The sequence below is a fragment of the uncultured Pseudomonas sp. genome (genome assembly GCF_913777995.1).
Taxonomy (GTDB): domain Bacteria; phylum Pseudomonadota; class Gammaproteobacteria; order Pseudomonadales; family Pseudomonadaceae; genus Aquipseudomonas.
On record NZ_CAJYVE010000025.1, the window covers coordinates 46339 to 67338 of the forward strand.

Below are 21000 nucleotides of genomic sequence, written 5' to 3' on the forward strand. Positions count from 1 at the left end.
AACCGTCGCAACTTACTCATGCGCTCAGGGTCACTAACCCTGATACCTGGCCGGCGCACCGGCCGCCCGTCGCCCATGGAGGATTGCATATGCTGTTGTTGTGGATTGCAGGACTGATAGTCGGCGTCGCCTGGCTGGCGCACCGGCGCTTCACCCCCATGGGCACGCTGGGCATCGTCGCCCTGCATCTGCTGGCCATGGGGCTGTGGAGCACGGCGCCCGGCTGGCTGCTGACGATCTTCTGGCTGCTGTGGCTGGCCGTGCTGCTGCCCCTGGCCCTGCCCGACCTGCGCCGCAAGCATTTCAGCGCACCGATGTTCAGCTGGCTGAAGAAGGTGCTGCCGCCGATGTCGGCCACCGAGCGCGATGCCATCGACGCCGGCACCGTGTGGTGGGACGGCGAGCTGTTCAGTGGCCGCCCCGACTGGAACACCCTGCTGGCCTACCCGCCCGCACAACTGAGCGAAGAGGAACAGGCGTTTATCGACGGGCCCACCGAAGAACTCTGCGCCATGGTCAGCGACTGGCAGATCGGCCAGCAGATGGATCTGCCCGTGCAAGCCTGGGAGCACATCAAGACCCACGGTTTCTTTGCCCTGATCATTCCCAAGGAATACGGCGGCAAGGGCTTTTCGGCCTATGCCCACTCGCAGGTGGCAATGAAGCTGGCCACACGCAGTGGCGACCTGGCGTCCACCGTGATGGTGCCCAACTCCCTGGGCCCTGCCGAGCTGCTGCTGCATTACGGCACCGACGAGCAGCGCAACCACTACCTGCCACGCCTGGCCAGCGGCGAAGACATTCCCTGCTTCGCCCTCACCGGCCCGTTGGCCGGCTCCGACGCCGGCGCCATGCCCGACACCGGGATCATCTGCAAAGGCCAGTGGCAAGGTGAAGAAGTCATCGGCCTGCGTCTGAACTGGGAAAAGCGCTACATCACCCTGGGGCCGGTGGCCACCCTGCTCGGCCTGGCCTTCAAGGCCTACGACCCGGACCATCTGCTGGGCGAAGACACCGACCTGGGCATCAGCCTGGCGCTGATCCCCACCGACACACCCGGCGTGAACATCGGCCGTCGCCACCTGCCACTGGGCGCCGCCTTCATGAATGGCCCGAACTCCGGCAAAGACGTGTTCGTGCCACTGGACTTCCTGATCGGCGGCCAGGCCATGCTCGGCAAGGGCTGGATGATGCTGATGAACTGCCTGTCGGTAGGCCGCTCCATCTCGCTGCCGGCGGTGGGCACCGGCGCCGCCAAGTTCACCAGCCTGGTCACCGGCCAGTACGCCCAGGTGCGCGAACAGTTCAACGTTCCGCTGTCGGCCTTCGAAGGTATCCAGGAAGCCCTGGCGCGCATCGGCGGCAATGCCTGGCTGATGGACAGCGCACGGATTCTCACCGCCAATGCCGTGGACCTGGGCGAAAAGCCTTCGGTGCTCTCGGCGATCCTCAAGTACCACCTGACCGAGCGCGGCCGCGAGTGCATCGCCCACGCCATGGACGTTCATGGCGGCAAGGGCATCGTCATGGGCCCCAACAACTACCTGGCGCGCAGTTGGCAGACCGCACCGATCTTCATCACCGTCGAGGGCGCCAACATCCTCTCGCGCAACCTGATGATCTTCGGCCAGGGCGCGATCCGTTGCCATCCATTCGTACTCAAGGAAATGGCCCTGGCCGCCCGCGAGGACCACGACCGCGCGCTGTACGAGTTCGACGACCTGCTGATGCGCCACATCGGTTTTGCCGTCGGCAATGCCGCCAGCACCCTGGTCCTCAACCTTGGCCTGGGCCGCATGGACAAGCATCCGGGCGACAGCCTCAGCCAGGGCTATTTCCGCGCCCTGGACCGCCAGGCAGCAGCGTTCGCCCTGCTGGCCGACCTGAGCATGATGATGCTGGGCGGCGAGCTGAAGCGCCGCGAGCGCTTGTCTGCACGTCTGGGTGATGTGCTCAGCTACCTGTACCTGGGTTCCGCAGCGCTCAAGCGCTACCACGACCTGGGCTCGCCGGGTTACCTGCGTCCGCTGCTGCGCTGGGCCATGGAAGAAAGCCTGGGCCAGGCCGAACGTGCGCTGGACGAACTGCTGCGCAACTTCCCCAACAAGCTCATGGGCGCGCTGTTGCGCGTCGTGGTGTTCCCCCTGGGGCGCCGGCACAAGGGACCTTCGGATGCGCTGGATGCCGAGATCGCCCAACTGCTCGGTCGCGCCAAGGGCGATGCGGCGCTGGAGCAGCTGCTCGCCGGCTGCTTCCGCCCTCAGGATGCCGAAGACCCGGTAGGCGCCCTGCAGCATGCCTATGATCAGCTGCAGGCCAGCCATCCTGTGCGACGCAAACTGCAACAGGCGCACAAGAATGGCCAGTTGCAGGTAGAGGCCGGCGAGTCGGCCAGCGATGCCGCGTTGCGCGTCGGCGTGCTGCAACCCGCCGAGCTGCAGGCCCTGGAGCAGGCTGAACAGGCACGCCGCAAGGTCATCGACGTCGACGACTTCGACAAGGAGCAACTGAGCCTGGCACCGGGCAAGACCCGCTAGTCCAAGGCAACACCCACAACAGGCGCGCAGGGCTTTATACTCTCGCGCCTTTTTCGCTTATGAGGACTTCACCATGGCCGATGCCATTCTCGACCATCACCTGGGTCTGCTGACCCACCTGCGCAGCATCCTGGTCGCGCTGGGCGAGGCCGAACAGGTGGACGAGGCCAACCATGCGCTGTTCATGGAGCGCTTCGACGAGCTGATCGAGCAATTGCCCAAAGACCCGCTGGAAAGTCAGTACCTGGGCCAGGACATCCTCTGCCAGGTGATCCAGCGTTATCCGCAGATCGCCCATCTGGTCCCACGCGACCTGCTGTGGTTCTTCGGCGGTGACTGCCTGCACTTCATGCCGGACGAAGAAATCGACCTGTACCAGGCGCTGGAAGAGCGCCGCTACGAAGCCGAGCAGAACGACGAGCCCTTCGACTGGGTTCAGGAGAAACAGCTGCTGGCACTGAGCACCCAGGGTCCGGCCAACTGACGAGCCGGGCGCGGTGAGGCCGCTTGACGGCCACAGGCCAGTGCATAAGCGGCTTCAGCCGCGAAAAGGCACTGACGCGTCACGCAGCCTGATCGCGGCTAAGGCCAATACCGTTCGGTTAAGCGTCAGGTGGCCCGGTGGGAGCGGCTTTAGCCGCGAAAGCGCCAGGAAACTCACTGCATCTGTTGTGAACAGGCGGCCGCTTCGCGGCTGAAGCCGCTCCTGCCCGGCCTAACTGACCAGTATTGCGGCTAAGGCCGCTATTGCTCGCTGGGCGCAATCCGGGGTCAGTGATCAATCCAGGCTCGACAGCAGGTCCTCGGCCATTTTCCGATGCGCCTCGTCGGCACCGTCCAATACCTCCTGCAACAGCAGCCGGGCACCGTCGATATCGCCCTCGTCGATCATCAACTGCGCCTGGTTGATCTGCGTCAGCGGCTCTTCATCCAGCTCCAGCAGGTCGAATTCCATGCCTTCATCGTCAGCGAAGCTGTCGAGGAACGCTTCGTCCAGCGCCTCGTTATCGACCACCGGCTCAGCCAGTTCGATGGCCTCGACCTGCATGTCCGGCACCTCGCCAAGATCCCCCAGACCGTCGAGCAGGTCCACCCCGGAAACGGAGAATGCCGTGTCGAGGCCGGAAGGTTCGACCGGCTCGATCAGTTCGATGGACTCTTCTGCCCCGTCGTCCGGCAGTGACAAGTCGCTGAGGAACTGTTCGTCCTGCAGCTCGAAGACCTCAGGCAGTTCGGTCAGGTTGGAGGCGAAATTCGGGTCGGCGGCGGCTGCGGGCGGGACCTCGGCCTTGCTGACGGGCACAGGCTTGTCGAACGGGTCGACCAGGTCCCAGTCCGCATCCAGCGATAGCTCGTCGAGATTGAGCTGAAAGGCGTCTTCATGTTCGGGATTGAGCGCAGCGGCAGCGGTTTCATCCAGTTGCGCGGGTTCGGCGGGAACGCTTGCCGGGCTGGGCTCAGGCTCGCTTGCAGTCGCGCCAGCCAACCCGGCACCGGCCACGATGCCCGCTGCAGCGGCCACCGCGGGGGCAGCGCCGGAGTGTGCGGCCTTTTCCAGTTGCGGATGACGGGCCCGGATCGCCTGAATACGCTCGGCGCTCATACCCTGGCCCAGCGCGGCGCTCTCCTCGGCCGCGAAGCCCTGGGCATCACCCTGGTCGGCCAGCAGTTCGAGAATGCGCTCGCGGATGTCTTCACGCTCCGGCTGCTTGTGCGAGGCATCGCGCAAGATGGCCAGTGCCTCGTTGAAGCGCCCGTATGCGATATAGATGCTGACACCGTCCAGCGCGTCGGGCGCAGTGCCCGCCGGGCGTTGCGCCGCAGGGGCCTTGCTCAAGGTGGTTGCGCTGGCTGGCGTCGGAACCGGCGACGAGGCCGCTGGCGCCGCCGCCACCGGGGACACCACGGCGGGCACTTCATACACTGGAAGGGTGATCGGCTGCGCCGGCTTGAGCAGCGGTTCCTCGCGTTCAGCGGGTTCGACCTCGGCCTGCTGGCGACGCTGGCGCATGCGCAGCACCAGCAGCACTGCCAGCAGCACGACGGCGGCGGCAATCAGCAAGGGCAGGCTGAACCAGGAACTCTCCTCGCTGGACGCCACTGGCGTCGGCGCCGCAGCCGCCACAGGCGCTGCCGTCGGCGTCAGTGCCGGTGCCGGTGCCGGTGCGGTCGTCGCCGCGGGCACTGGAGGCTTGCCAGCATCGCGCAGTTCGGTGAGTTGAGCGCGCAGCTCGGTCACGGCCTTGTCGCGCTCGAACAATTGCTCCTGCAGGCTGCGATTGAGCGTCTTGAGATCGTCGAGTTGCTGCGTCTCGATGGCGGCGGCCGCCAGTTGCACGGCCTTTTGCGCCTCGGCCTCGGCTGCCGCCGCTGCCTCGCCGACGGCGGGTTCGGGTGGCTGTACGGCCGGTGGCTGCGCAGCATCGGGAAGCAGCAGGTTCTGACCGGCACGCAGCGCACTGCCCGGCCCCTTGGGAAAGGCCAGCGGGTTGAGCGCCTGAATGGCCTCGGCCACCTGCGCCGCCGAGCCTCTTTCCCCCGGTCCCTGGACGCGCCGGGCGATACTGGCCAGGGTGTCGCCTGCCACCACGGTGTAGTGCTTGCCCTGCACCGCCATCGGCGGCGCCACCGGCATGCGCGACTCCACGGCGGCGGCCTGTTGCTGGCGCTGGGTGCGACCACGGGTCGCCGCCTGCCCTTCTGGCGAGGTCGCGGGGTCGAGCAGCACGGTGTATTCGTGGAGCAGATCGCCGTTGGGGCGCGACACCTGCACCAGGAAGCTCAGATAGGGCTCGACCACCGGTTTGTTCGACACCACTTCGATATAGCCGGTATTGCCGCGAATCACCGGGGTAAAGCGCAGGTCGTTGAGAAAGAAGGCGCGTTCCACACCAGCCTTGGCAAAGGCCTCCGGCGAAGCCAGCTTGACGATGATGTCTTCCGGGTCCAGCCCGGCGGTTTCGACCAGCTCGATCTGCGCGTCCAGCGGCTGGTTGAGCGCCGAATTCAGGCGGATATCGCCCAGGCCAAGGGCCAAGGCCAGCCCCGACCAGCCCAGCGAGCCGATCCCGATGGCGCTGGCAAGCGCCGTGAACCGCACACCGGCCCTGAATCTGCTGCCGGCGACCCGAACTCTTTTCAGCATGCGACCCCTTAAGGAAACCGTTCCTGGCTTTCCACACCCGGTAATGAAACGACAGTATGCGTGAGAACCTGGGGCCATGCCTCAGGTTCTTTCCAGGTTCGCCAGTATGCGTGCGTGCACCCGCATGGCCACTTGCAGTTCCGCCTCGTCGATCCCGGCGAGCAGCTCGGCGCGCAGGGTGCTGGCAATGGCTTCGATCTGCTGGATCAAGGGTTCGGCGCTTTCGCAGAGCACGATTTTCTTGGCCCGACGGTCTTCCAGTACCGCCTGGCGGCGCACCAGCCCCTGGCTCTCCAGGCTGTCGAGCAAGCGCGCGAGGGTCGGCCCTTCAACACCAAGGCTCTGCGCCAGTTCGCGCTGGGTGGGCGCCTCGGTCGTGAAGCGGGCCAGGTGCAGCAGCACCAGCCAGCGCGCCTGGGACAATCCCAGGCCGGCCAGGCGGCGATCCAGTTCGGCACGCCAGCCCCGGGTCAGTTGACCCAGTTGCATCCCGAAGCGGTGTTCATCAGTCAATGACATAACAAGCTCTTGTTTGAAACGGTTCTTGATAGCAGCGACACAGCAAGCTGATGGCGACGATGCAAGGTGCGTGACGCCGCCTCACATCTCGAATTCCGACTGCAAGGCAGCCCTTACGCAATAAAGCACGCCCTCGGGCACCCGGCCACTGAACTGTGCGGCAATGTCGCTGACGGCGGGCAGTTCACCCTCGCCATCGAGGAAAGCGTCCTGAATCTCGCCGAGCAGATCTTCAGGCAGGTCCAGCGCCTGGTCCACCGACAACTGCTGCTGGCCGATGGCCTCAGCCAGCAGGCTGTAGACGTTCTTTTCCGAACAGCGCAGCTGCGCCGCGATCTGTGCGGGCGTCATGCCGGCCCGTGCCAGGCTGATCAGCTCATGACGCACGTCAGTCACTGCCTTGGGCCCCTCGGCCTCGCCGGCGAGCACTTCGAGGAACGCCTCGCCATAGCGCTCCAGCTTGCGCGCGCCGACCCCGCTGACACGGGCCATTTCCGCCATGGAGCGCGGCTGGCTGCGCAGCATCTCCAGCAGCGTCGAGTCGGGAAAGATGACATAGGGCGGCACACCATGCTCTTCGGCCAGACGCCGACGCAGCACGCGCAGCGCTTCCCACTGTTCGCGTTCCTCGCCGCGCACCAGTTGGCTGGCCGGGCTGCCGCCGCTGCTGCGGGCACTGGCCTGCGGCTTGAGGTCCCGACGCAGCTCCAGGCTTACTTCGCCGCGCAGCAGTGGTCGGCAGGCGTCGGTCAGGCGCAGGCCGCCGTAGCCTTCCAGGTCGATGTCGGCCAGGCCGCGTGCCACCAGTTGGCGGAACAGTGAGCGCCACTCACCTTCCGAGCGCCCCTTGCCGACGCCGAACACCGAAAGGTGCTGATGGCCGAAGTTCTGTACCTTTTCGTTGGACTTGCCCAGCAGCACATCCACCAGATGCCCGACGCCGTAGCGCTGGCCGGTGCGGTAGATGGTCGACAGCGCCTGACGCGCCGCCTCGGTGGCGTCCCAGGTCTGTACGCCGTCGACGCAGTTGTCGCAATGCCCGCAGGGTTGCGGCAGCTCTTCATCGAAATAGGCCAGCAGCGCCTGGCGCCGGCAGCGGGTTTCCTCGCAGAGCGCCAGCATGGCATCGAGCTTGTGATGCTCCAGGCGCTTGTGCCGCTCATCGCCCTCGGAATTCTGCAGCATCTGCTTGAGCATCAGCACGTCCTGCAGACCGTAGGCCATCCAGGCATCGGCGGGCAGGCCATCGCGACCGGCACGACCGGTTTCCTGGTAGTAGGCCTCCAGCGACTTGGGCAGGTCGAGGTGCGCGACGAAGCGCACGTTGGGCTTGTCGATGCCCATGCCGAACGCAATGGTGGCGACCATGATCAAGCCTTCCTCATTGAGGAAGCGCCGCTGGTTGTCGGCACGTGTCTCAGCCGGCAGGCCAGCGTGATAAGGCAATGCCGGGTAACCGTTGTCGCTGAGGAAGGCGGCGACTTCCTCGACCTTCTTGCGCGACAGGCAGTAGACGATACCGGCATCGCCACGCCGCTCGGAGAGAAACGCCAGCAGCTGTTTGCGGGGCTGCTCCTTGGCGACGATGCGATAGAAGATGTTCGGCCGGTCGAAGCTGGACAGAAAGCGCTCGGCGTTCTGCAGGTGCAGGCGGGTAACGATTTCCTCGCGGGTCCGCTTGTCGGCGGTGGCGGTGAGGGCGATACGCGGCACGTCGGGGAACAGCTCGGCCAGTTGGCCCAGTTGCAGGTACTCGGGGCGGAAGTCGTGGCCCCACTGCGACACGCAATGCGCCTCGTCGATGGCGAACAGGGCGATCTTCAGGCTTTGCAGGAACGCCAGCATGCGCGGCTGCACCAGCCGCTCTGGGGCCAGGTAGAGCATCTTCAGCTGCCCCTGGCGCATGCGTGCGGCCAGTTCACGTTGCTGGTCGGCACTTAGCGTGGAATTCAGCGCCGCCGCTGAAACACCCAGTTCGTCGAGGGTCGCGACCTGGTCGTCCATCAGCGCGATGAGTGGGGAAACCACCACGCAGAGGCCGTCGCGCAGCAGACCGGGGACCTGGAAGCACAGCGACTTGCCGCCACCGGTCGGCATCAGTACCAGCGCATCACCACCGCTGGCCACACGCTCGATGATCGCACCCTGACTGCCCCGGAAATGGTCGTAGCCGAAGATGTCCTTGAGAATGCGTTGCGCCTGTTCGAGCATAAAAACCCCGGTTCGTACTGCCACAGCGGGCTGCGTGAGTGGAACCACGCAGCCGGAAAACGCGGCAGTATACCCGAGCCTCCCCGGTCGAGGGTCGTTCCCGACAGCAATGCGCCAATCGGCCTCGGCCATGCCGCGCGGCTGGCGTCTGGAACGCTCAGGGCCTAGAATTCAGCATCGTTTATTTCCAAGGTAGTCCGTCCATGTCCTTCGCTGAGCAACTTACCCGCCTGCAAGTCTTCCTCGATGCAGATGATCTGCATGAAGAAGCACTGGACTACGTGGCCGCCCATGGCTACCTGACCGCCTTGTCGATCTGCTCGGAGCCGGTACCCGAGCGCGAATGGATCGACGCCCTGTTCTCCGAGCCGCCACACTATTCCAGTGACGCGCAACGCGAAGAAATCGAAACCACCCTGGTCCTGCTGCAAGCGCACATCGCCCGCCAGCTGGCCTCTGACGAAGAGTTCGAGCTGCCATGCGACCTGGACCTGGGCGACGACCCGGACGACTCCGACCTGCGCGGCTGGTGCATCGGTTTCATGGAAGGCGTGTTCCTGCGTGAAAACGCCTGGTTCGAAAGCGCCGAGGAAGAAGTCAGCGAAATGCTCCTGCCGATCATGGTAGGTTCCGGCCTGTTCGACGAACAGCCTGAATTCGCCGACATCGCCCAGGACGCCAACCTGATGGACGACATGATCGTGCAGATTCCCGAAGCCCTCACCGCGCTGTTCCTGCTTTGCCAGGCTCCTGACGAGAAGCCGGCGATCCTCAAGCCCCGCCACCACTGAGTTGACCGCCCCTGCACCGCGCCCCCGCGCGCGCGGGTGGCTGCGCTACCTGTTGCTGGGCGTCGGCTGGCTGAGCGTGGCCTTGGGCATCATCGGCATCTTCCTGCCGGTGCTGCCCACGACTCCATTCCTGCTTTTGGCGGCGGCCTGCTTTGCACGCAGCTCGCCGCGCTTTTATGCCTGGCTGGTGGGACACCCGCGTCTCGGCCCGTGGATCCGCGATTATCTGGAGGGTCGGGGCATACCCCTCAAAGCCAAGGTCTATGCCATCGGCCTGATGTGGATCAGCATCGGCGTGTCCTGCTGGTTCATCCGCCTGCCCTGGGTACGGATCCTGCTGCCGGTCTGCGCGTTACTGGTAAGCCTGTGGATCGCCCGCCAGCCGACCCTGCCGCCCCGCCACTGAAACCAACGGCCACTCAGATGCGATTGGCCTGATTCAGCGCCTTGAGCAGGCGCGCGTCATGCCCGTAGATGTCCGGACGGAACTGCAATTGCCCATCGCCGCCCATCTGTACCGTCCAGTAGGCCATCACGATCGGAATTGGCCGGGGCAGGTTCACGCGCTTGGTTTCACCACTGCTCCACAGGCTGGCAACGCGTTCGCGCTCGGCTGGGGAGGCGTCGGCCAGCAGCTGGTCGACCAGCTCGCTGACCCGCTCGATGCGCACGCAGCCCGAGCTGAACAGCCGCGGCAGGTTGTCGAACAGGCGCTGGCTCGGGGTGTCGTGCAGGTACACCGAGAACGGATTGGGGAAGCGCACCACCACCCGCCCCAAGGCGCTGCCGGGACCCGCGTCCTGGCGTACCAGTACCCGACCCGGGCGTTGCCAGTCGACGCTGTGCGGGTCGACCTCATTGCCCTCGTAGTCGATCACGCGCATGCGGTTGGCCGCCAGGTAGCCGGCCGCGTCGCGGCTCAACTCGGGCAGCTTGTCTTCACGCAGGATGGTCGGCGGAATGGTCCAGGTCGGGTTCAGGGTCAGGTGGGTGATGTGCGAGCGCAACAGCGGCGTGGCGCGGCTGGGACGGCCCACCTGAGTGCGCGCCTGCCAGGCCACGCGATTGTCACGCAAGAAGAACACCTCGGCCCCGGCGATATCGATCAGCACGCTGGTGGGCTGGATCTCATGGGCCAGCCAACGCAGGCGCTCCAGGTTGATACGGATCTGGTCCATGCGTTCATCGGCCGTGCGGTTCAGCTCGGCCAGGGTGCCAGGGCCGACCACGCCATCGGGCTTGAGCAGGTGGTTGCGCTGGAACAGCTTGACCGCCTCGACCAACGCCGTGCCGTACACTGTCGACGGCAAGGGTGTAGGCGCCAGCACACCCTGGGACAGATCCCCCTGGACCTGCAGGCGCTGTTCGAGCAGGGCCACTCGCTCGTCCACCGCACCGGGGCGCAGCAACGGGCCGTCGGGAATCGCCAGCCATTGCGGCAACGGCTCGCGACGCAGCGCGGCATAGCGCTGGCGCAGGTCGCGATAGCGCGCCAGGCTGGGTCGCGCCTGCTCGAAAGCGCGCTCCGGCCGGGCCACCTCTGCCAGGGCCATGCCCAGCATGGCGTTGAAGTCCGCTGCCGGGGGCATGTCGTCCGGCTGCCACAGCGGCTCGACCCGGGCCTGCGCCAGACGCCCACCGTTGAGGTCATGCAGTGCCTGCAGGTAGGCCGTGGAGGCCAGCACGTCCTGGCAGGCCTGGGCGCGCTCGGCAGACTCCGGTTGAGCGACCAGATGACGCAGGGCATCGAGGTGATAGACACGCGGTTCGAGCCCGTCATCGGCCAACGCATCGAGTTGGCCGACCAGGGCCTGAAGGCTGCTACGGTTCCACAGCGGCTGGTAGCCGCCTGGCGCATACAAGGCGTCGAGCCACTGCCGCTCGCCCTCGCCCGTCGGGAGCGGTGGGGTCAGGCAGTCGAGTGCCGGGCCGCTGAGAATCTGTTCCACCGGCGTGGGCACGGGGAAAGCCTGCTGCGCCACGGCGCAGGGTGCCACCAGGACCAGCGCAGCGACCTTCAAAAGGTTCGAAAATTCCAACGCACCACTCCCTGTTTACGACGAACGTAGCGCAGCCCGTCGGATTGGCCCGCAGGCCCCGAAGAACGGGCTGTTAGAATCGCGAATTTTCCGCGCCTGCGAAATGGTGCCCGACACACCTGCATGCCGCTCGCAGGGGCTGGCTGCTGTCATCGAGACCTGATCATGCTCAAGACAATCCGGGGGATCTGCCTCGCCCTCGCTTGCCTGGCGCTGCCCGCCCAGGCCGCGTTCGCCGCCCGACCGACCAGCGACCCACTGCTGCAAAAGCTGGGCAACCAGGCCCCGGGCCTGGAACGCCAGGTGCTGGCTTACGCCCTGGCGGCCATGCACTGCGCCATCAACAATGGCGCCGCACCCGCCGAACGCCTGGCGATCATCGACTTCTCGCTGGCCTCCAGCGAACGCCGCCTGTGGATCTTCGACCTGAAGAGCAAACGCCTGCTGCTCAACGACCTGGTCGCCCACGGCCAGCAATCCGGCGACAACTTCGCCACGCGCTTCTCCAACCTCGAAGGCAGCCATCAGTCGAGCATCGGTCTGTTCCGAACCGAAGAAAGCTATACCGGCAAGCATGGCTACTCCCTGCGCATGGATGGCCTTGAGCCAGGCTTCAACGACCAGGCACGCCAGCGCGCCATCGTCATTCACCCGGCCGACTACGTGAACCCTGCCTGGATCCAGACCCAGGGCCGCATCGGTCGCAGCCAGGGCTGCCCGGCGGTACGCCCGGAGGTCGCCCGCATGGTGGTGGACAGCCTCAAGGGCGGGCAGTTCATGTTTTCGTTCTACCCCGACAAGCGCTGGTTGCAGTCGTCGTTGTATATCAATTGCCAGCCACGCCAGGTCGCCGGATTGCTCAGCGCCAGCGATGGCTGAACGAGTCGCCTGTGGGCGCGAGCCTGCTCGCGAAGCGGCCAGCAAAGTCTGTGCATCTGCTGTAACGTGACGCGGCCTTCGCAAGCACATCCGCTCGCCCTCATCTCACAGTAGTTCGCCATGTCCCCTGCTCTCAGCCAGCTGCGTAACGGTGCCGCCATCTTCCTGGTTTTCCTGCGCCTGGGGCTGACCAGCTTCGGGGGGCCGGCGGCGCATCTGGGTTACTTTCGCGAAGCCTTCGTGGTGCGTCGGCAGTGGCTGAGCGAGCGCAGTTATGCCGACCTGGTCGCGCTGTGCCAGTTCCTGCCCGGCCCGGCCAGCAGTCAGGTGGGCATGGCCTTGGGCTTGTCACGCGGTGGTTACCTGGGCGCATTGGCGGCCTGGGCAGGTTTTACACTGCCCTCGGCCCTGTTACTGACTCTGCTGGCACTGGGCATCGCTCATTCACAGGGCTTGCCCGACAGTGCGTTGCACGGCCTGCAAGTGGTGGCGCTGGCGGTGATCGCCCAGGCGGTGTATGCCATGGCCCGCCTGCACTGTCGCAGCCCGGCGGCACTGGCGCTGATGCTCGCCGCCTGCGGCCTGACGCTGTGGCTGACCTGGCCCGGCGCGCAGGTGGCGGTCCTGCTGGTTGCCGGCCTGCTGGGTCTGCTGCTGTTTCGCCCGGCCACTGCCAGTGCCGCAGACCCACTACCCGTACCCGTGAGTCGACGTGCCGGCGTGGCCTGGTTGCTGCTGTTCGTCGCACTGCTGCTTGGCCTGCCGCTATTGCACGGGGCGTTTCCCGGGACTGGGCTGGCGGTGCTGGACGCCTTCTACCGGTCTGGCGCGTTGGTGTTTGGCGGTGGCCATGTGGTGCTGCCCTTGCTGCACAGCGAGGTAGTGGTCAACGGCTGGGTCGGCGAGCCGGTGTTCTTCGCCGGCTATGCCGCGGCGCAGGCGGTGCCCGGCCCACTGTTCAGCTTTGCTGCGTTTCTGGGCGCCTCGCTGAATACCGGGCTGGCCCCCTGGAGCGGTGCCGCCCTGGCCTTGCTGGCGATTTTCGCGCCGTCTTTTCTGCTGGTGGCCGGCGCCCTGCCGTTCTGGTCACGGCTGAGCGCATTGCCGGCGCTGCGCGCGGCCCTGACAGCGGTGAACGCCGCCGTGGTCGGCCTGTTGCTGGCGGCCCTGATTGCACCGCTGGCCGGCGGCGCAATCAGCGGTAGCCGCGACCTGCTGCTTGGCCTCGCCGCCCTGCTGGCGCTGACCTGGCCGCGCCTGCCGCCCTGGCTGGTGGTGGTGGCTGGCGCACTGGCCGGCCTGTGGGGCGGCTGATCATTTCTTCTTGCGATCGCGGGCGAAGGCCGCTTCCAGTGCCTCGTTGAGGGTGCGCAGCACCTTCACCCGCGCCCAGCGCTTGTCGTTGGCCTCCACCAGGGTCCAGGGTGCGATCGAGGTGCTGGTGCGGTCGACCATGTCGCCCACTGCGCGCCGGTACTGTGGCCACTTCTTGCGGTTGCGCCAGTCGTCCTCGGTGATCTTGTAGCGCTTGAACGGAATCTTCTCCCGGGCCTGGAAGCGTTCCAGCTGGGTCTGTTCATCGATGGCCAGCCAGAACTTGACCACCACCACACCGGCATTGGTCAGTTGCTCCTCGAAGTCGTTGATCTCGCCATAGGCACGCAGCCAGTCGGTGTCACTGCAAAAGCCCTCGACCCGCTCCACCAGCACCCGGCCATACCAGGAGCGGTCGAAAATGGTGAACTTGCCGCGCGCCGGGATCTGTCGCCAGAAGCGCCACAGGTAAGGCTGCGCCAGTTCGTCCTGGGTGGGTGCGGCGATCGGCACGATGTGGTACTGGCGCGGGTCCAGCGCGGCCGCCACGCGGCGGATCGCACCGCCCTTGCCGGCTGCGTCGTTGCCTTCGAACACCGCCACCAGGGCATGGCGTTTCATGTGCTTGTCACGCATGTTGCGCGACAGCCGTGCCTGTTCGGTGATCAGCTGGTGCTCGTAATCGTCCTTGTCCAGCTGCTGGCTGAGGTCGAGGCTGTCGAGCAGGGTCAGTTCGTCGTCATGGGTGCCGCGCGGCCCTACAGCCAGGCCCTGGGGTTCCACCGGCGGGGCCTGCAACGCCGCCTGCAGACCTTCGAGCAGCAGGCGCCCGACGGTCAGGCTGCGGTAGTTGGCGTCGGCGCCCTCGATCACGTGCCAAGGGGCATATTCACGGCTGCTACGCCGCAGCACCCGCTCACCGAAGCGCACGAACTTGTCGTAGGTCTTGGATTGCTGCCAGTCCAGCGGGCTGATCCGCCAGCTGTGCAAGGGGTCGTCGCGCAGGCTCTTGAGGCGCTGCTTCATTTGTTTGCGCGACAGGTGGAACCAGAACTTGAAGATCAGCGCGCCCTCGTCGCTGAGCATCTTCTCCAGGCGCTCGGCGGCGCTGATCGCCTGGTCCAGCTCAGCGTCCTTGAGCAGCCCGTGCACCCGGTCCTGCAGCATCTGGCTGTACCAGTTGCCGAAGAAAATGCCCATGCGCCCCTTGGCCGGCAATTGCCGCCAATAGCGCCACATCGGCGGGTGGTCGAGTTCTTCGTCGGTCTTCTGGTCGAAGGTGCGCACCTCGATCAACCGCGGGTCCATCCACTCGTTGAGCAGCTTGACGGTCTCGCCCTTGCCGGCCCCTTCGATACCATTGATCAGCACGATGACCGGTCGCCGGGCCTGCTCGTGCAGTTCGTACTGGGCATCGAGCAGCGCCTCGCGCAACGCCGGCACCTGGTCGTCGTAGGTCTGCTTGTCGATGGCATGGCCGATTTCGGCGGATTCGAACATCGGAATCTCCCTGATTGATAGCACCTTGCCCATTAAGACCATTACTTGACCGGATGGGTCAATGCGCATCACCGGCGCACAGGGTTAAAATGCCGCCCTCTTCACCGCCGAGCCTGCCATGACCAACCCGCTGCAACATGCCTCCATCACCTGGGACGAACAGGGCAACCCGCACTCCAGCGACTTTGACGACGTGTACTTCGCCACCGAACTGGGGCTGGAGGAAACCCGCCATGTATTTCTTACCCAGAATGACCTGGCCGTGCGCTTCGCCGCGCTGCCGGCAGGCGGGCGGCTGGTGATCGGCGAGACCGGCTTCGGCACCGGGATGAATTTCTTCTGCGCCTGGCAGCTGTTCGAAAAATGCGCGCCCGCCGATGCCCGGCTGCACTTCGTCAGCGTCGAAAAATACCCGCTGCAGCGCGACGACCTGGCGCGGGCGCTGCGCCTGTGGCCGGAGCTGGCCGCCTTTTCCACTGCGTTGCTCAAACAGTACGTAGCCATTCACCCCGGTTTTCAGCGCCTGGTCTTCGACGACGGTCGGGTGACCCTGACCCTGCTGATCGGCGATGCACTGGAGATGCTGCCGCAGCTGGATGCGCAGGTCGACGCCTGGTTCCTCGATGGCTTCGCGCCGGCCAAGAACCCCGACATGTGGAACGACAGACTGTTCGCCGAGCTGGCACGGCTCTCGGCCCCCGGCGCGACCCTGGGCACCTTCACCAGCACCGGCTGGGTGCGCCGCGCGCTGATCGCCGCCGGTTTCGGCATGCGCCGCATACCGGGCATCGGCAAAAAGTGGGAAGTGATGCGCGGCGTATTCAACGGCCTGCCTGCCGAGGCCCCCCAGGCCCCGCCTGCCAAGCCCTGGTTCGCCCGCCCGGCTGTGCTGTCCGCCGAGCGTCGGGCCCTGGTGATCGGCGCTGGCCTGGCCGGTAGCTGCACGGCGCGCAGCCTGGCCCAGCGCGGCTGGCAGGTCAGCTTGCTGGAACGCCACGAGGCGCTGGCCAGCGAGGCCTCCGGCAATCCCCAGGGCGTGCTGTACCTCAAGCTCTCGGCGCACGGTACGGCGCTGTCGCAAATGATCCTCAGCGGCTTCGGGCATACCCGGCGCCTGCTGGAAAACCTGCAACGCGGCAGCGCCTGGAGCGACTGTGGTGTGCTGCAACTGGCCTTCGACGCCAAGGAGCAACAGCGTCAGGCACAGCTGGCCACGGCCTTTTCCGCCGAGCTGCTGCACCCGGTGACGCGTGACGCCGCCGAGCACCTGGCCGGGGTCGGCCTGCCCTGCGGCGGGCTCTACTACCCCGAGGGCGGCTGGGTGCATCCACCGGCGCTGTGCCAGCAACAAGCCGAACACCCGAACATTCAGGTGCTTACGCACCATGAAGTGCTCGAACTGCGCCGCCACGACGACCAGTGGCAAGCCTGGGCCGGCGAGCGCCTGCTGGCCAGCGCGCCGGTGGTGGTGCTGGCCAACGCCGCCGACGTGCAGCGTTTCGCACAGAGCGCCGATTTGCCGCTCAAGCGGATTCGCGGGCAGATTACCCGCCTGCCCGCCAGCACCAGCAGCCAGGCGCTGGCCACCGTGGTCTGCGCCGAAGGCTACATGGCACCGGCGCGCGACGGCGAACATACCCTGGGGGCCAGCTTCGATTTCCATAACCTGGACATGACCCCCACCGCCGCCGAGCACCGTGGCAACCTGGACCTGCTGCAGGAAATCTCCCCGGACCTGGCCGAGCGCCTCGGCGCCGCCAAGCTCGACCCGCAACGTCTGCAGGGCCGCGCGGCGCTACGCTGTACCAGCCCGGACTACCTGCCCATCGTCGGGCCACTGGCCGACCGTGCCGCGTTCACGCAAGCGTATGCCGCGCTGGCCCGGGATGCCCGCCAGGTTCCTCAGGTGCCCTGCCCTTGGCTGGATGGCCTGTACGTCAACAGCGGGCATGGCTCGCGGGGGCTGATCACCACGCCCCTGGCCGCCGAACTGCTGGCTGCCTGGCTGGACGACGAACCCTTGCCGTTGCCACGCAGCGTCGCCGAAGCCTGCCACCCCAACCGCTTTGTGCTGCGCAGCCTGATTCGCGGGCCCAAGGGCTGATTGATGGTGATTCGGTAAAGGCGCTTTGCGGCCTGCGGCTTTGACCTCAAGCGCAATAGTCCCTAGGGTGGTGTCTGTATGTGCTGAAAAACCGGAGGTTCGCATGCTGTTTCGTCAACTGTTCGACAGCCAGACGTCCACCTACAGCTACCTGCTGGCCGACCGCGGCCAGGCGGTGCTGATCGACCCGGTGAAGGAGCACCTGGACACCTACCTGCAGCTGTTGTCGGATCTCGACCTGCAACTGGTCATGGCCCTCGACACGCACACCCACGCCGACCACATCACCGCCCTGGGCGACCTGCGCGAGGCCACCGGCTGCAACACCGGCCTGGGCCAGGAAAGCCAGACCCGCTGCGTGAGTTTCAATTTCCATGATGGGCAGAGCCTGGCCTTCGGCGGTCGGGAACTGAGAGTGCTGCACACCCCAGGCCACACCCACGACTCCTACTGCTTCCTGCTTGCCGCCCGGGGCCGCCAGCCGGCGTGGCTGTTCAGCGGCGACACGCTGCTGATTCGTGGCAGCGGGCGCACCGACTTCCAGAACGGCAGTGCCCGCCAACAGTGGAGCAGCCTGCAGCGCCTGCTCGACCTGGGCGACGACACCCTGGTGTTCCCGGCCCACGACTACAAAGGCTGGACCTGTTCGAGCATCGGTGAAGAACGTCGGCACAACCCACGCCTGCAAGTGGCCAACGCCGAGGAATACGCGGCACTGATGGACGGCCAGCACCTGCCGCCGCCACGCCTGCTGAACGTAGCCCTGGCCGCCAACCGTGCCTGCGGGCGCCTCTGACACCGCCCACCGCGAGACACGCCCATGCTGCAGGTCAGCGCACTGCGCAAACGCTACCCCACCGCCCAAGGCCCCTTGCAGGTGCTCGACGGCGTGGACCTGCACCTGCAAGCCGGGCAGAGCCTGGCACTCATGGGCGAATCCGGCAGCGGCAAGAGCACCCTGCTGCACCTGATCGCCGGCCTCGACCGCCCGGACAGCGGGCGCATCGAGGTGCAGGGCCGCCTGCTGCACACCCTCGACGAAGCAGCTCTGGCCGCCTGGCGCAGGACTGGAATCGGCCTGGTGTTCCAGCAGTTCAACCTGATCGGCAGCCTGTCGGTGGCCGACAACCTGGCGTTCCAGGCACGCCTGGCCGGGCGTCATGACCCGACCTGGCAAGCGCACCTGATACAGCGCCTGGGTCTGGGCGAGCTGTTGCAGCGCTACCCGGAGCAACTGTCAGGCGGTCAGCAACAACGCGTCGCCATCGGCCGCGCCCTGGCCTCGCGACCGGGCCTGCTGTTGGCCGACGAACCCACCGGCAACCTCGACGAAACCACCAGCGACGAGGTGCTGCAACTGCTCCTCGACCTGCTGGCCGACACCCAGACCAGCCTGCTGATGGTCACCCACAGTCCGCGCGTCGCCGCACGTCTGGACAATAGGGTGGTATTACACAAAGGACGCATTCGCAGCGCCGAGGCCGGCTGACATGGCCGTGCTGCGCTGGACCCTGTACGCCCTGCTCAGCCATTGGCGCCGCCACCCCGTGCAACTGGCCAGCGTGCTGGTCGGGCTGTGGCTGGCCACCAGTCTGCTCACCGGCGTGCAGGCCCTCAACGGCCAGGCCCGCGACAGCTACCAACGCGCCAGCCAGTGGCTGGGGGGCAGCCCGCAATACTGGCTGAGCAGCCCCTCAGGCGCGGTTCTGCCCGAGACCCTGTTCGTGCAATTGCGCCGCGCTGGCTGGCCGGTCTCGCCGCAACTGCAAGGGCGTATCAGCCTGAACGGTGAGCGCCTGCAACTGTTGGGCATCGAGCCGCTGAGCCTGCCCCGTGACCAGGCGGTGGCCGGGCAACGGCTGGACAACGCAGCGCTGCTGGATTTTCTGCGCCCGCCCTGGGTCACCTGGGTGGCGCCGGACACCCTGAGCAGCCTGGGGCTTCGCGAAGGCCAACAACCGCTCAGCGACACTGGCCAGGCGCTGCCGCCCCTGCGCGTCGTACCCAACATGCCGCCCGGCACCCTGCTCACCGACATCGGCCAGGCCCAGCGCCTGCTGGGCATGCCCGGCCAGCTCAGCCGCCTGTGGCTGGACACGGCCTTCGCCGCCCGCGCGCCGACCCTGCCCGCCGGGCTGGATGAACAACTGCGCCTGCAACACGGCGAGGCTGCCGACGATCTGGGGCGGCTCACCGAGAGCTTTCACCTCAACCTCAACGCCTTGGGCATTCTGGCCTTCGTGGTCGGCCTGTTCATCGTGCATGCCGCCATCGGCCTGGCCTTGGAGCAGCGTCGTGGCCTGTTGCGTAACCTGCGCGCCAGCGGCGTCAGCGCCCGCTCGCTGATCGTTGCCTTGGTGCTGGAGTTGCTGGGCATGGCGCTGCTGGCCGGTGGTGCCGGGGTGCTGAGCGGCTACATGCTCGCCGCACTGCTATTGCCAGACCTGACCGCCAGCCTGCGCGGCCTGTATGGCGCACAGGTGGCCAACCAGCTGCATCCGGGCGTGCTGTGGTGGCTGGGCAGCCTCGGCATGGCGTTGCTCGGCGCCCTGCTGGCCGGCGCCAGCAGCCTGCTGCGCGCCGCGCGCCTGCCGCTGTTGGCCTTGGCCCGCGCCCAGGCCTGGCGCGAGGCGCATGCCCGCTGGCTACGGCGCCAGGGGCAGGTGGCCGTGTTCGGCCTGGGGGTGGCCTTGCTGGCCAGCTGCGGTAGCGGCCTGGCCAGTGGCTTTCTAATGGTGACCGCCTTGCTGCTCGGTACTGCCCTGGGGCTGCCGGTGTTGCTCGACCGGGTGCTGAACATACTGCTGGCAGGCCGGCGCTCGGTGCTCGCGCAGTGGTTCCTGGCCGACTGTCGGCAACAGTTGCCGGCCTTGAGCCTGGCGCTGATGGCACTGCTCTTGGCCATGGCGGCAAGCGTCGGCACCGGCGGCATGACCGCCGGTTTCCGCCAGACCTTCGATGGCTGGCTGGAGCAACGCCTGAGCGCCGAGCTGTACGTCACCCCCGCCGACCCGGCCCAGGCCCGCGAGCTGCAAACCTGGCTGCAGCAGCAACCGACCGTCAGCGCAGTGCTGCCCGACTGGCAGGTCAGCCTGCGTCTGCAGGGTTGGCCTGCCGAACTGCACGGCATTCTCGACCACCCGTACTACCGCCAGCACTGGCAACTGCTGGCGGCCATGGACGGCGATCCTTGGCAGCGCCTGGCCGAGCAGCAGGGCATCATGCTCAGCGAACAACTGGCTCGTCGCCTGGGTGTGGGCCTGGGCGACCGCGTGGAGATTCCGCTGCCTGCCGGACACTGGTCGCCCCAGGTGGTGGGACTGTATGCCGACTACGGCAACGCGCGCGGCCACCTGCTCGCCAGCGCGATACAACTGGCGCGCCATTGGCCCGACCTGGCCCCGATGCGCTTCAACCTGCGCATGGCGCCCGAGGACATCCCAGCCTTGAGCCAGGCCCTGCAGCAGCGCTTCGGCCTCGACGCCAGCCGCATCATCGACCAGCACCAGCTCAAGCAATGGTCGACCCAGGTGTTCGAACGCACCTTCGCGGCCACCGCCGCCCTCAATGCCCTGACCCTTGGCGTGGCCGCCATCGCGCTGTTCATCAGCCTGCTCACCCAGAGCCAGGAACGCATCGGGCAATTGGCGCCGCTCTGGGCGCTGGGTGTCGAACGCCGCCAGCTGATGTGGCTCAACCTCGGCCAGACCTGGCTGCTGGCCGGGCTGACCTTGCTGGTCGCACTGCCACTGGGCGTGTTGCTGACCTGGTGCCTGAACGCCGTGATCCAGGTGCAGGCTTTTGGCTGGCGCCTGCCGACCCGGTTGTTTCCCTTGCAGTGGCTGAGCCTGGGTGCCCTGGCCCTCGGCGCCACGCTGCTGGCCTCGGCCTGGCCGCTGTGGCGCTTGCGGCGCAGCCAGCCGGCAGACCTGTTGAGGACCTTCGACCGTGAGCAATAGAT

15 protein-coding genes are annotated in these 21000 nt (G+C 66.6%); 10 read left to right on the plus strand and 5 right to left on the minus strand.

Features of this window, described 5'->3' with window-relative positions; all coding sequences use genetic code 11:
• The first annotated feature begins 89 nt into the window (after positions 1-89).
• Both QZ497_RS11245 and QZ497_RS11250 read left to right on the plus strand, forming a co-directional pair.
• Positions 90-2537, plus strand: coding sequence for an acyl-CoA dehydrogenase (locus tag QZ497_RS11245; RefSeq protein ID WP_295474480.1), 2448 nt, complete (start codon positions 90-92; stop codon positions 2535-2537).
• Between the two features lie 73 nt (positions 2538-2610).
• Entirely contained in the window at positions 2611-3021 is a 411-nt protein-coding gene (locus QZ497_RS11250; RefSeq protein WP_295474483.1) for a PA2817 family protein, read from the plus strand.
• A 294-nt stretch (positions 3022-3315) separates the two neighbouring features.
• On the opposite strand, the gene QZ497_RS11255 is transcribed toward QZ497_RS11250, so the two are convergent.
• From QZ497_RS11255 to recQ, 3 genes are all read right to left on the minus strand, one after another.
• Entirely contained in the window at positions 3316-5682 is a 2367-nt protein-coding gene (locus tag QZ497_RS11255) for a FimV/HubP family polar landmark protein (RefSeq protein ID WP_295474486.1), read from the minus strand.
• 81 nt (positions 5683-5763) lie between these two features.
• Positions 5764-6201 (minus strand): MarR family transcriptional regulator, encoded by a 438-nt coding sequence (locus QZ497_RS11260; protein ID WP_295474489.1) that lies wholly within the window; start codon positions 6199-6201, stop codon positions 5764-5766.
• 81 nt (positions 6202-6282) lie between these two features.
• Positions 6283-8412 carry a DNA helicase RecQ gene (gene recQ / locus QZ497_RS11265; protein ID WP_295474492.1) on the minus strand — a complete coding sequence of 710 codons (2130 nt, stop codon included), beginning with the start codon at positions 8410-8412 and terminating at the stop codon, positions 6283-6285.
• 203 nt (positions 8413-8615) lie between these two features.
• On the opposite strand from recQ, the gene QZ497_RS11270 reads away from it, so the two are divergent.
• Complete coding sequence (locus tag QZ497_RS11270) at positions 8616-9203, plus strand: YecA family protein (protein WP_295474495.1); 588 nt, start codon at positions 8616-8618, stop codon at positions 9201-9203.
• A 1-nt stretch (position 9204) separates the two neighbouring features.
• Positions 9205-9609 (plus strand): YbaN family protein, encoded by a 405-nt coding sequence (locus tag QZ497_RS11275; protein ID WP_295474497.1) that lies wholly within the window; start codon positions 9205-9207, stop codon positions 9607-9609.
• 13 nt (positions 9610-9622) lie between these two features.
• Here the strand turns inward: QZ497_RS11275 and QZ497_RS11280 are convergent, their stop codons facing one another.
• The gene (locus tag QZ497_RS11280) at positions 9623-11242 is read right to left on the minus strand and encodes a L,D-transpeptidase family protein (protein WP_295474499.1); all 1620 of its coding nucleotides are present in this window, start codon (positions 11240-11242) and stop codon (positions 9623-9625) included.
• A gap of 165 nt (positions 11243-11407) precedes the next feature.
• Between QZ497_RS11280 and QZ497_RS11285 the strand changes: the two genes are divergently transcribed.
• Complete coding sequence (locus tag QZ497_RS11285; protein ID WP_295474502.1) at positions 11408-12121, plus strand: murein L,D-transpeptidase catalytic domain family protein; 714 nt, start codon at positions 11408-11410, stop codon at positions 12119-12121.
• Positions 12122-12241: 120 nt separating this feature from the next.
• Positions 12242-13435 (plus strand): chromate efflux transporter, encoded by a 1194-nt coding sequence (gene chrA, locus QZ497_RS11290; RefSeq protein WP_295474504.1) that lies wholly within the window; start codon positions 12242-12244, stop codon positions 13433-13435.
• On the opposite strand, the gene pap is transcribed toward chrA, so the two are convergent.
• Positions 13436-14935, minus strand: coding sequence for a polyphosphate:AMP phosphotransferase (gene pap, locus QZ497_RS11295; protein WP_295474507.1), 1500 nt, complete (start codon positions 14933-14935; stop codon positions 13436-13438).
• 118 nt (positions 14936-15053) lie between these two features.
• On the opposite strand from pap, the gene mnmC reads away from it, so the two are divergent.
• The 4 genes from mnmC (at position 15054) to QZ497_RS11315 (ending at position 20998) form a co-directional block, all read left to right on the plus strand.
• A complete protein-coding gene (gene mnmC, locus QZ497_RS11300) occupies positions 15054-17039 on the plus strand; it encodes a bifunctional tRNA (5-methylaminomethyl-2-thiouridine)(34)-methyltransferase MnmD/FAD-dependent 5-carboxymethylaminomethyl-2-thiouridine(34) oxidoreductase MnmC (protein WP_295474510.1) in 1986 nt (661 codons plus the stop codon).
• A 103-nt stretch (positions 17040-17142) separates the two neighbouring features.
• Positions 17143-17835 carry an MBL fold metallo-hydrolase gene (locus tag QZ497_RS11305; protein WP_295474512.1) on the plus strand — a complete coding sequence of 231 codons (693 nt, stop codon included), beginning with the start codon at positions 17143-17145 and terminating at the stop codon, positions 17833-17835.
• A gap of 24 nt (positions 17836-17859) precedes the next feature.
• Positions 17860-18528, plus strand: a complete 669-nt coding sequence (locus QZ497_RS11310) for an ABC transporter ATP-binding protein (RefSeq protein WP_295474515.1) — start codon at positions 17860-17862, stop codon at positions 18526-18528.
• 1 nt (position 18529) lies between these two features.
• Positions 18530-20998 (plus strand): FtsX-like permease family protein, encoded by a 2469-nt coding sequence (locus QZ497_RS11315; RefSeq protein WP_295474517.1) that lies wholly within the window; start codon positions 18530-18532, stop codon positions 20996-20998.
• The last annotated feature ends 2 nt before the right edge of the window (positions 20999-21000 follow it).